Origin of the sequence: Staphylococcus sp. HMSC06C11, from assembly GCF_001808345.1 — a bacterium.
GTDB classification, from domain to species: domain Bacteria; phylum Bacillota; class Bacilli; order Staphylococcales; family Staphylococcaceae; genus Staphylococcus; species Staphylococcus capitis.
Genome location: NZ_KV793030.1, coordinates 241,446 through 253,556, shown reverse-complemented (window position 1 = coordinate 253,556; position 12,111 = coordinate 241,446). Strand labels below are relative to the sequence as shown.

The 12,111-nt window shown below is 32.3% G+C and carries 9 protein-coding genes; 4 read left to right on the top strand and 5 right to left on the bottom strand.

The window, feature by feature from the left end:
• Positions 1 to 88: 88 nt before the first annotated feature.
• Together HMPREF3154_RS01300 and HMPREF3154_RS01295 are read left to right on the top strand one after the other, a co-directional pair.
• On the top strand, positions 89 to 562 hold the full coding sequence (locus HMPREF3154_RS01300; RefSeq protein ID WP_030063323.1) for a DUF1440 domain-containing protein: 474 nt from the start codon (positions 89 to 91) through the stop codon (positions 560 to 562).
• 56 nt (positions 563 to 618) lie between these two features.
• Positions 619 to 1,470 carry an NAD-dependent epimerase/dehydratase family protein gene (locus tag HMPREF3154_RS01295; RefSeq protein ID WP_023351181.1) on the top strand — a complete coding sequence of 284 codons (852 nt, stop codon included), beginning with the start codon at positions 619 to 621 and terminating at the stop codon, positions 1,468 to 1,470.
• Positions 1,471 to 1,565: 95 nt separating this feature from the next.
• Here the strand turns inward: HMPREF3154_RS01295 and yidC are convergent, their stop codons facing one another.
• Together yidC and HMPREF3154_RS01285 are read right to left on the bottom strand one after the other, a co-directional pair.
• Positions 1,566 to 2,387 carry a membrane protein insertase YidC gene (gene yidC, locus HMPREF3154_RS01290; protein WP_002432847.1) on the bottom strand — a complete coding sequence of 274 codons (822 nt, stop codon included), beginning with the start codon at positions 2,385 to 2,387 and terminating at the stop codon, positions 1,566 to 1,568.
• A 180-nt stretch (positions 2,388 to 2,567) separates the two neighbouring features.
• Positions 2,568 to 4,067: a serine hydrolase domain-containing protein gene (locus tag HMPREF3154_RS01285; protein ID WP_023351183.1), complete on the bottom strand. Its 1,500-nt coding sequence runs from the start codon at positions 4,065 to 4,067 to the stop codon at positions 2,568 to 2,570.
• A gap of 290 nt (positions 4,068 to 4,357) precedes the next feature.
• Between HMPREF3154_RS01285 and HMPREF3154_RS01280 the strand changes: the two genes are divergently transcribed.
• Complete coding sequence (locus HMPREF3154_RS01280) at positions 4,358 to 6,187, top strand: APC family permease (RefSeq protein ID WP_002432693.1); 1,830 nt, start codon at positions 4,358 to 4,360, stop codon at positions 6,185 to 6,187.
• A gap of 126 nt (positions 6,188 to 6,313) precedes the next feature.
• On the opposite strand, the gene HMPREF3154_RS01275 is transcribed toward HMPREF3154_RS01280, so the two are convergent.
• Together HMPREF3154_RS01275 and HMPREF3154_RS01270 are read right to left on the bottom strand one after the other, a co-directional pair.
• Entirely contained in the window at positions 6,314 to 8,521 is a 2,208-nt protein-coding gene (locus HMPREF3154_RS01275) for a cation:proton antiporter (RefSeq protein ID WP_023351184.1), read from the bottom strand.
• Positions 8,522 to 8,768: 247 nt separating this feature from the next.
• Complete coding sequence (locus HMPREF3154_RS01270) at positions 8,769 to 10,172, bottom strand: amino acid permease (RefSeq protein WP_002432511.1); 1,404 nt, start codon at positions 10,170 to 10,172, stop codon at positions 8,769 to 8,771.
• Between the two features lie 336 nt (positions 10,173 to 10,508).
• Between HMPREF3154_RS01270 and HMPREF3154_RS01265 the strand changes: the two genes are divergently transcribed.
• The gene (locus HMPREF3154_RS01265; protein ID WP_023351185.1) at positions 10,509 to 11,318 is read left to right on the top strand and encodes a metallophosphoesterase; all 810 of its coding nucleotides are present in this window, start codon (positions 10,509 to 10,511) and stop codon (positions 11,316 to 11,318) included.
• Positions 11,319 to 11,382: 64 nt separating this feature from the next.
• Here HMPREF3154_RS01265 and HMPREF3154_RS01260 read toward each other — a convergent pair whose 3' ends face one another.
• Positions 11,383 to 11,994, bottom strand: coding sequence for a C39 family peptidase (locus tag HMPREF3154_RS01260; RefSeq protein ID WP_002432648.1), 612 nt, complete (start codon positions 11,992 to 11,994; stop codon positions 11,383 to 11,385).
• Between the last annotated feature and the right edge of the window lie 117 nt (positions 11,995 to 12,111).

Below are 12,111 nucleotides of genomic sequence, written 5' to 3'. Positions count from 1 at the left end.
AATCGATGTGCTACTTCTTTTTTTACAATATGCTTTAGCTTTTTTGAAAAGGGTAAACACAAAAGTGAGTATAAAAGGAGATGTTATGATGTCTAGTACATGTAAAAGAATCATGGTTACAGGCCTTGTTGGAGGCTTCATTGGAGGAGCTATTAAAATGGGATGGGAAGCGTTAGTACCGCCGAGAACTCCTGAACGTGAAGAAGAGCCACCACCTATGACATTATTAAATCAATTAGGCTTACCTGAAAAGGTTAAACATGCTACTTATAACTACAATCAAAATGAAATACCAATAGTTGTGATGGGCATTCATTATGGCTTTTCAATTGCACATGCGTTCGCATATGCGATTCTTGCTGAAAGATATTCCAAAGTAGCTGTTTTAAGAGGGAGTTTATTTGGCATAGCTATAAATATTGCATTTCATGAATACTTGTTACCTCGTGTAGGTTTAACTCCTGAAATTGATGAGTTACCTAAAGAAGAACGTATTTCTGAATTACTAGGTCATATTGTTTGGATGAATACTATTGATTACGTTAGATCAGCTTTAAAATAAAGTTAAAGTTATTGAGGAAATTCATTTTAAAAAAATAGAAAGAAAAGGTGAATAAAATGACTAAAATATTTGTAACAGGAGCAACAGGTTTAATTGGCACGAAATTAGTAAAACGTCTTAAAGAAGAGGGACATGAAGTCGCAGGTTTTACTACATCAGAACATGGTAAACAGAAATTGGAAAATGCAGGTGTGCAACCTTATGTCGGTGATATTCTTAAAGCCGACACAATTGATGCAGCTATAGAAGCTTTTAAACCTGAAATCATTATCAATCAAATTACTGATTTAAAAAATGTAGATATGAGTGCGAATACTAAAGTGAGAATTGATGGTTCTAAAAATTTAATGGATGCTGCAATTAAGCATAACGTTAGAAAAGTAATCGCGCAGAGCATTGCTTTTACCTATGAAGCTGGTGAAGGATTAGCTACAGAAGAAACGCCTTTAGACTATAATTCTACCGGAGATAGAAAAGTCACAGTCGATGGCGTAGAAGGTCTTGAAAATGAAACTAAACGTCTAGGAGAATATGTTGTTTTACGTTTTGGTTGGTTATATGGACCAGGAACTTGGTATGGCAAAGATGGCATGATTTATAACCAATTTATCGACGGCGATGTTACATTAAGCGATGGTGTTACATCATTTGTGCATCTTGATGATGCTGTAGAAACGTCTATTCAAGCGATTAATTTTGATAATGGTATTTACAATGTAGCAGACGATGAACCTGTAAAAGGTTCTGATTTTGCTGAATGGTATAAGAATCAATTACAGGTTAATCCAAAAATAACAATACAACCCGCACAACCATTTGAACGAGGTGTGACGAATGACAAATTCAAAGCACAAGGTGGTAAACTCATCTATTCAACGTGGAAAGATGGTATGAATCCTATAGAATAAAAGAAATGCACTATTTAGAGTGTTTAGTTCGTCTTCTGTATAGATGTCTTCACGCTCTAAATAGTGCTATTTATATGGTTTATTAATTCAAATTATTACTCTGTTTTATTAGCTTGGTTTAGTTCTAATTGATCTTTAAGTTTGGCTGCTTCTTTTTTAGCTTGTTTCCCATAATAAGAGTGTGCAAGATGCATTTGAACTATTAGGAATGCTGCACTGATACTCCAGTATAGACCAAGTGCTGAAGCGGAAGTTAAAGAAGCATATGTAATGAATATCGGCGAAACTACCATAATTACATAATATGTTTTTCTTTGATCTTTAGGGTAATGAATTGAATTGACTAATGGTTGAATAAAGTACATACTAGCTGCGATAATTGTCATAATTAAATTTGGTTCAGTTAAGTTAAACCACAAGAAATGAGGATACTTAGTGATTCCATCACTTGTTGGATATTTCAAACTCATGTATAACCCCATTAGTATTGGTATTTGAATAATTACCGGAAAGCATCCAATCATATTTTTAAAAGGGTTAATTCCATATGATTTATATTTCTTCATTAATAATTGATTAGCCGCATTACGTTCTTCTTGAGTGTCAGCCTTTTTGATTTTCTCTCTAATCGCATCTAATTCTGGTTTTACCACATTCGTTTTCTCACGCATCATATGCATATTTTTCACTTGAATTACCATTAAAGGTAGTAATATAAATCGTACAATAAGAACAATAACAATAATAGCTAAACCATAATTGTCATTAAATAATCTGCCTAAAAAGTGAAGTAAGCTGTCCATTGGTTTAACAAATAAATTATAGAAAAAGCCTGTTTGATTCTCTTTTTTCGAGTAATCACAGCCGGCTAAAAATATTATTAAACTTAACAATATTAAAGCAAGTCGTTTGTGCATAGTCATCTTCCTTTTTATCTCTATCTCTAACAATATAATTGAATTTTAACAAAAAATTACGTACAAAGTATTTATAGATATAAAAAATTGCACACTCTAAAAGTATCAAAATTGAAACTTTAGAATGTGCAATCATTCTTAAATGTAAAGATTCATTGCTTAAGTGTTAAAATCTGATATTTAACTTTTGGGATGACGTGTCAAAACATTAATGGCTAACCATATCATCATCATTAACAAGAAAAGGTAAACACTCGTTAACAGCCACTTCGCATGTGCAGGTAACCATGATAATACAAATGTCCAACTTACATTTCCTAATATAAACAAAGGAAGTAAATAAATAACAATACTCAATATGACAAATAATGTGATGATCAGGAGGAATGTTATAAATGGAACTTTCCTTTTATCATAGATTACACGTTGGTGTTTTAAGTGATTAAGTCGTATTAAACTCAGAAGTAAAAACACAAATGCCCCAAGACCGGTTATAATAGTTATCGTATGATTAAAACTTTTAGACTCATCAATTTTTTGTTCAATAGTTGTATAGTGATCATTATTTAAAATTTGTGAACTTAAGTTTTCAGCTAGATTTGCCACTTGAGATGAATTCATATTTCCTAACACGACAATTCCGTAAGATTTAGTAGGATTGAGTAAAATTTCTGACGAGAAATTATTAAGAGTACCTGGATGAGAAATAATGTGGCTGCTCGAATTAATAAACCAACCTGCAGCATAACCATCATCGTCTGATTGATTTTCAGTTTCTGAAATCTTTTGATGTGAGTGTTTGATTATAGAATTCATTTTAGATGAAGGTTTTAATTGTTGTTTAACCCAATTTTCTAAGTCTTTGGTGCTCGTCATCATAAAAGCTGATGGGGTATCACCAATATTAAATTCAGGTGTAGTCTTTATAGCTTCACCACTTACTAATTCATAGCCAGTAGCTTCGTTTTTACCTTTTTTACTTGTAGTTTTGAAACTAGTATGTCGCATGTGTAACGGCTCTAATATATGTTCTTTAATATATGATTGATAAGATTGATGTGAGACGTTTTGAATAATTAAACCTAGGATATCATAATTCATATTTGAATATTCGAAGCTGTCACCAGGCGCATTATTCAATTCTTTCCCTTTAGCATATTCAACGATATGTTTCAGACTATTATAATCTTCCGAATAATGATCCTCTTCAGTAATATCACTCGGTATGCCACTTGTATGTCCTAGCAATTGTTTAATAGTGATATCTTTTTTCTCATCGTTATATGTCATATAAAAGTCTGGAATGTACTTTGATACTTTATCATTTAAATTTAATTTACCTTCTTCAGCAAGTTGAAGAATCCCATATCCAGTAAAAGCTTTCGTATTTGAAGCAATTTCAAATTTTGTTTGAGGGGTCACTTTCATTTTTTGATCCACATTGGCATAACCATAACCTTTGTTTAAAAAGACTTTATTATCTTTAACAATAAGCACGGAGACACCAGGTATCTTACCATTATTCATTGCTGAGTGAACGATATGATCGATTTGTTTCTGTGAATGATGGGTAAGTATACTCTCCGTTTTACTATGAGCGGTATAATGTTTTGTTAATATACCACTTAATATAAGAATCATCATGGCTACAATAGTGATGATAAAATGTTTCTTTTTCATTGCGCTTTCCTCAATTAATCTTGGTATTTACATTCGATTGTGTACAACCCAAATGCGATAAGTGTTTATTATTATACCAGCTTTCTTGAAAAATACTTCATAAAAAGACTCGTTACATTGCTATCAATCTTTTGTATAGTTAAAAAATTTTGTAAAATGCAACTAAAAATAAGTGTACTTTAACACTAATGGAGTAAATGATATATTAAAAGATGACTTAAAAACCTATACATTTTATAGAGATGGGAGTATAGTTTAGCCATTGATAAAGAGTTAAAGAGGTAAGCGTTATGTTTAATCAATTTAAAAGACTTTTAATCGGGCGTCCAAAGAAAAATAGAGACTTAAAGGATGAAAAAATTACTAAATTTAAAGGTTTAGCAATCCTGTCTTCCGATGCTTTATCATCTGTCGCCTATGGACCAGAGCAAATATTGATCACTTTATCAGTAATTGGTGCTGTTGCTTCATGGTATACTTTACCAATCGCTGGTGCAGTTCTTATCTTACTTGCAGCTTTAATCATGTCATACAGACAAGTTATATACGCATATCCTAAAGGTGGAGGTGCGTATATGGTTTCTAAAACGAACCTCGGTGAGAAATGGGGATTGCTCGCAGGTGGTTCACTATTAGTAGACTATATTCTAACAGTTGCAGTTAGTATTTCATCAGGTGCAGATGCGTTTGTCGCTGCTTTTCCAAGCTTATACCATTTTAAAGTGTTAATTGCTTGTTTATTAGTTTTGTTCATTTTAATTATGAATTTAAGAGGGCTTACAGAATCAGCCACTGTACTTTCTTATCCAGTCTATTTATTCATAATAGGATTAATTGTATTAATTATTGTAGGAACATATCGTGTTGCTATAGGAGACGTGCAACCACATATGCATTCAACTGTTGGCACTGCAGTACCGGGGGTAACATTATTCTTACTGTTAAAGGCTTTCTCTTCTGGAGCTTCTTCTTTAACAGGTGTGGAAGCTATTTCTAATGCTGTCACCAACTTTAAGGATCCTGCTCCGAAAAATGCAGTCAAAACATTAGTAACTATGGGGACTATTCTAGCAGTTTTACTTGTAGGAATCGTGGGGCTCTCTTACGTTTATGGTGTAATGCCTCAAACAGAGACTACTGTGTTATCTCAACTGGCCTCAAAAATATTTGGTAATAACGTTGCATTCTATTTCGTTCAAGCAACAACAGTAATGATATTAGTATTAGCTGCCAATACTGGATTTACTGCATTTCCAATGTTGGCTGCATCAATGTCTAAAGATAAGTATATGCCACGTATGTTCATTGTTCGTGGTGATCGTTTAGGATATTCAAATTCAATTATTGTTTTAGGTGTCTTGGCGATTATTTTAATTATTGTGTTTAACGGAATGACTGAAAATCTAATTCCATTATATGCTGTAGGTGTGTTTATTCCATTTACATTAGCACAATTTGGTATGGTCTTGAAGTGGGTAAAAGAACGTCCTAAAGGTTGGGGTATTAAACTATCATTTAACTTAGTGGGTGGAACAATTACTTTTATCGTATTTATGATTCTTCTAATCACTAAATTTACTCAAGTATGGCCAATATTATTCTTCTTACCATTTGTAGTATCTGTATTTATGAGAATTAATACGCATTATAAAAATATAGCTCAACAATTACGCTCAGATATCGATGTACATGACATTCCTGTTGTAGATCGTAATTTAGCTATTGTGCCAATACCTAGTATTACGACGGCGGTTGATAAGTCAATTTATTATGCTCAAATGTTAGCTGATAATGATGTTATCGCAGTCCATGTCACTTTTGGAGATGAAGATGATAAAGCATTAATGGAGAAATGGAAACGACACTTCCCAGATGTAAGATTAGTTATTCTACATTCAGAATATAGAAGCATCATTCGTCCAATCTCAAGATTTATCGACAAAATTCGTAAAAAAGCGAATGATCAAAACTATTTAATCACAGTAGTTGTGCCAGAATTCATTCCCAAAAAACCATGGCACAATCTACTTCACAATCAAACAAGCTTCAGATTGAAAATGCATTTGATCTATCAAAAAAACGTTATATTATGTACCATTCCATTTAAATTAACTAAATAATGTGAGACAGTATGAGAGAACAAGTAACCATACTAAATAAGGCTCAGAAAGATTGATCACACTCTTCTTTCTGAGCCTTTTTATATACATAGCTATTTAAAAGTCATATTTTTGAAATGATACGCCTTATTCTTTTGATTCGTGAGATAAAACAATTTCATTGTAATTAATATTTTCACGAATTTGTGTTGCAACATCATTCGTTATTTTATTACGTTGGATTAACTTATCCAGAATAGTTCTTTGTTTATATAAACCTTCTAATTTTAACTTTCTTAAATTTTGCGGAACAAGGTCATTTTTACTTTGTGTTTGGGATTTAGTGGATTTAAAGTCTTGGCGTGAACGACTACGTAACATACGTAATAATGAATAATACTGATTGATTACTAAACTTACCTCTAAAACATTCGAGCTATCTTGTTCCTCTCGTAATCTCAACACGATATGGTGATTAACGATGCGCAAGATTTTTTGAACTTGTTTGTAACTATCATGGAACTGCTGTTTTCTCAATTTACGTTCTTCTTTTAATTCTTGTCTTGAATTTTTATATGCTTCACGCTGCTCACGAATTCTAGTTTTATTGTCACTTGTTGATTGGTGTAATTCTTTAAGTCTCGCATGCTCTTGTTTATGAACTAAACGTTCTTCTTTTTTACGATTTTTTCTAGCTTTAAAACGCAAGTAAATCATTTTGAAGAGTCGAGTAAATTTCTCTACAAACGTTTTCTCATTATAAGCTTGAGTAGCATCCATGACATTACGATAGTCTCGAACATTTGTAGCATCAATTTTCCCATTATCGATAAGCTTTTGTAACGTATTTGTTTCCACATCTTCTGCAATATCTTCTAATCTTCGCAACTCTTTTGTATTTTTACTATCAGGTTCAATATTTAATAGAAATCCTAATTCTTGAAAGTATTGGTTCATCACTTGTCTATAATCTATGGAAGGATTGTTTTTAGATTCATTTTTAAAATGATCTATCACATTCTGAACGATAAATATTTTCGCTTCTTGGTAACTCATGCCTTTGAAATGAGATACTTCTTCAGAAGGCGTGATGAGCGGTAAAATGACTTGAGCTAATATTAAGCTGATTAATACCATCAATGATGCAATGAATAATAAATCGTTGCGATATTCAAAACGATGTCCATTACTAATTACATACGGCAAGGTCAATGCCATAGATAGTGAAATCGTTCCGTGAATCCCACACATTGTCATTATAAAAGCATAGTGTGCTCGATTGGGAGGTGTTTCTTCTTCATCTGAGTTATCCATGTAATATTGAATATTTTTCGGGAAATAAAAGTCTTTATACCATACAAATACCCAAATAAAACGAAATACATAAATAGCAAGCGCAATGAGTAGGGTAATCATAATTAAGAATTTAATATTTTCAGGTTCATCTTTAACAATTTCCATAACAACCTCAGGTACGATGAATCCAAGTACAACAAAGACAAAGCCATTCAGTGCATAACTAAACGTATTCCAAATTTGTGTAAAGTTCATTTGTAATTCTGTTTGTGCACGGATTAATCTATCACGTTCTAAACCATGAATTAAACCTGCTACTACTACAGCTATAATACCTGATGCATGCAATGTTTCAGCTATATAGTAAATAGCGAAGGGTGTCAATAATTGGATAAATGTTAATGTGTTATTATCTTTTAATCCTTTGTTCGCTGTAAGGTAGATACGTATTCTCACGACAATAATACCGAAGATGGCACCGACTAATATTCCGATGATTGTCGAAATAATAAATTGTTCGATAGCGTTAATTGCTGAAAATGCACCAGTGACAAGCGCAGTGACCGCAATTTTAAATGAAATGATACCTGCTGCGTCATTCAGCAATGATTCCCCTTCTAGAATAGACATTGATCCTTTAGGTAAAACTTTCCCATTTGTAATGGCTGATACGGCCACAGCATCAGTAGGACATAAAATCGCAGCTATCGCGAAAGCAGCTGGCATTGGTAAATCGGTCCAAATCCAATGTATAAAGTAACCGACGCCAATAACCGTTGTAAAAACTAAGGCCATTGCCATTAAAATGACGGGTTTACGGTATTCCAATAATTTAGAACGAGACACATGCGTTCCTTCAACAAATAATAATGGGGCAATAACGGCCATCATAAATACTTCTGAATCAAATTCGAAATGCATTGGAATAGGTAGAGTAAAGATGACAACACCTAAACCAATCTGAATAAATGCAGTTGGAATTTTAGGAAACATATTATGTAAGACAGAACTTACAATGACTGCAAATATAAAAATTAAAAAAGCTTCTAATAATTCCATATGATTCTCCTCTATAAATCAATAACATATATTTTACCATTTAAAAATGTAAATCACATATACACAACTTTTAGCAGAATTTAACTTTAATTTGTATTAATTATTACCCCAAAAAAGAAAGCGGAACAAAAAGAATTGTTTATAATTCTTTTATAGTTCCGCCACTCTAAGAGTAATAATTGAAGACATCTTATATAAGCGCAAGAATAACAAATTATATTCTTTAAGATGTTTTTAAAGAGAACATTTATATGTTTTTAGTTTGCTTTTGATTGCTTAAATGTTGTTTTTCAGCTAACGCTTTGGCATTTGATTTATATTTTTTATAGTAGAAGAATAAGAATATGAACCAGATTGGCGAAATAAAGATTGCTGCACGTGTATCAGCACTAAAGAATAATAATATAAATACAAAGAAGAAGAAAGCTAATACGACAAACGCGACGCCTTGACCACCGAATAATTTAAATTTACTATTTCTATGTGCTTCAGGGTCCTTTCTAACATAAACTATATATGACACGATAATCATTGCCCAAACTACTAAAAAGAGTACAGTTGATAAAGTCGTAACATATATAAATAGTTTAATTGCATCTGGGAAGATAAAATTTAACAACGCTGCTACAAGTAAAGTAATCGATGATACGAACATTGAAAGGTAGGGCACGCCGTTAGAATTTGTTTTAGTTAATACTTTAGGTCCCAAACCTTGTTTAGCTAAACCAAACAAGATACGACTATTTGAGTAAATACCGCTATTTGTAGCTGAAGCGGCTGCAGTTAGGACAACAAAGTTCACTATACCAGCTGCAAAAGGTATGCCAATAATACTAAATAGCTTTACGAAAGGACTACTATCTGGGTCAATGTTATCCCATGGAATGACTGACATGATGACTAATAAACCACCGATGTAGAAGAGTAAAATTCTAATAGGAACGTTATTAATAGCCTTAGGGATAGTCTTTTCAGGATCTTTCGTTTCACCAGCTGTTACACCGATAAGCTCAATACCAATAAAGGAATAGACTGCTATTTGAAATGACATTAAGAATCCGAAAGGACCATGTGGGAACATGCCTCCGTGCTTAACTAAATTGGTAAATGAAGCATGACCATAATGCGTTTTAAATGATAGGAAAATTAAAACCAATCCAACAATTACCATCGCTACGATAGTTACAACTTTAATGATTGAGAACCAAAATTCAAGTTCTCCAAATAAACGAGCGCCTAATAAATTAAATGAAATTAAAATCAGTACAATAAATAACACAGTTAACCAATGAGGGACCTGAGGATACCAAAATGCGAAATATTGCCCCATGGCTGTTAAATCTGACATACTCGAAACGACCCAACAAATCCAATAAGTCCAACCTATTACGAATCCTCCAAAAGGCCCTAAATATTCATTTGCGATATCTACAAATGAATTAAATTTAGAGTTACTTAATAACAATTCTCCCAAAGCACGCATAAATGCGAATAAAATAATCCCAATAATCATATAAGTAAATAATAGTGACGGTCCAGTTAAAGAAATAGTTTGCCCAGAACCTAGAAATAATCCAGTTCCAATAGCACCACCAATAGCAATTAATTGGATATGCCTATTATTTAACTCCCTATGCAATTGTCTAGCCATAGACTTCCTCCTCAGAAAAACAAATGTTTATGAAAGCGTTTTCTTTCGTCTAATATTATAGAAACAATTTTGATAAAGCAATGATTTACAGAAATATAAGTAAATACATTTATAAGAGTGTTTATGATAATAAATACTTATGATTTTTTAGAATAATCAAAAAATTAGATTGATATTATTTGTAACTATAAAAATTCAGTAAAGCTAAAAAATATACTTAATTATAATCTTATTTTTGTAAATAGCAAGTAATATTACTAAACTGATTAATTAACTTTAATTTCTGGATATGTAATAATAAAAATTATTGTAATCTAATGTAAGAAGGGTCAAATCATGAAAATAGGTACAATTTCAGATTTACATATTGATCGCCACCCAAAACTCAAACCGGAAAGCTATCTCAATATTTTGGCAGAGGTAGTTAAAGAGAGGAAATTGGATATATTATTGATTGCCGGAGATATTTCTAATGATTATAAAATGAGTTATCAGTTTATTGTCCATTTAAAAGCCATGATACAAATTCCAACTTATTTTATACCTGGGAATCACGATTTGTGGTCCGATGGCTCGGATAAATCATCAACTGAGATCTTAGAATTTTATAAAACACAAGAAGAATGTTTAATAGGACGTCCATTAATTGTTAATGATGAGTGGGCCATCGTTGGTCATACAGGTTGGTATGATTATAGTTTTGCAGATAAGCGATTTTCATTAGACAAAATTAAAAAAGGCAAACATTACGGGGCGACATGGCAAGATAAAGTAAGAATTGACTGGACTACGTCAGACCAACAGTTGTCAAAAGTGGCTGCCCAAATGGTAGATGAAGATATCAAGAACGTTGATGACCGTAATATTATTTTAATGACACATGTGGTTACACATCCACAATTTGTTGTACCTACACCACATCGAATTTTTGATTTTTTTAATGCATTTATTGGGACGCAAGATTTTGATTATATTTATGAGAAATATCCTATTAAATATAGTATTATGGGTCATGTTCATTTTCGAAAAGAACTAAGAGATAGTGATACAGTTTATATGTGCCCGTGTCTAGGTTATCAAAGACAATGGAGAACGTCTGATTTAGCTAAAGAAATCAATCATGCGTTAAAAGATTTCCATATTTAAAATTTAATTATAATTAAAAAATATCTCGAGACAACAACGCTTTGTCTCGAGATTCCACTTTCTATTATGGTTGAACGAATACACACATTTGGCCTGGTGCGTTATAACTACGTTCTAATTTTTGTTTTTTAATTCTGATTATCTGTTTATGATTTGGAATGATTGAAGGTATGACAATTCCTTTAGTTAGTTGTGTCCACAAAGGATCAATATAATAGTAATAAGTATCATCATAACCTATTAATAATGTGACATGAATGTTCGATACAAGTCTAGTAGGTTTATTATCAAGACGGAACACGCGGTGAAAGGGTCTAGCACCTAAACTTGTATGATATATAATGACAGGTTGTCCTTGATCAATTACGCGTTCAAGTTGTTTTAAGCTAGAACCTGAACCATCTTTAACACGATTGTCATATTGCTTGAGGAAAGGAACGAATGCAGCAGGAAAGATGGTTTGGTGGTAACCTAACTTCACTAACAGTGGGTGGCCTACGTAACCTTTATATGGATTGTTAGGATGTTTAGGCCATTTGCTCATAATTTCCGTTGCTTTAATTGAATGATGATTAAATTGTAGTAACATTGCTGCAGATACGCCTTCACATCCCATAACCATAGGGATTGGAAATAATTGACTTATAGGTTTAACTGGTAAAATGGTTTTCTTCATAATTTCTTCCTCAACAAACTGGTATTCATTTAATATTTAATATTATATAACGTGCCATTCATTTAGTATATTAAAATGTTTGTTCTATTTGATGAGGTTATTATTTTGAAAATGGGT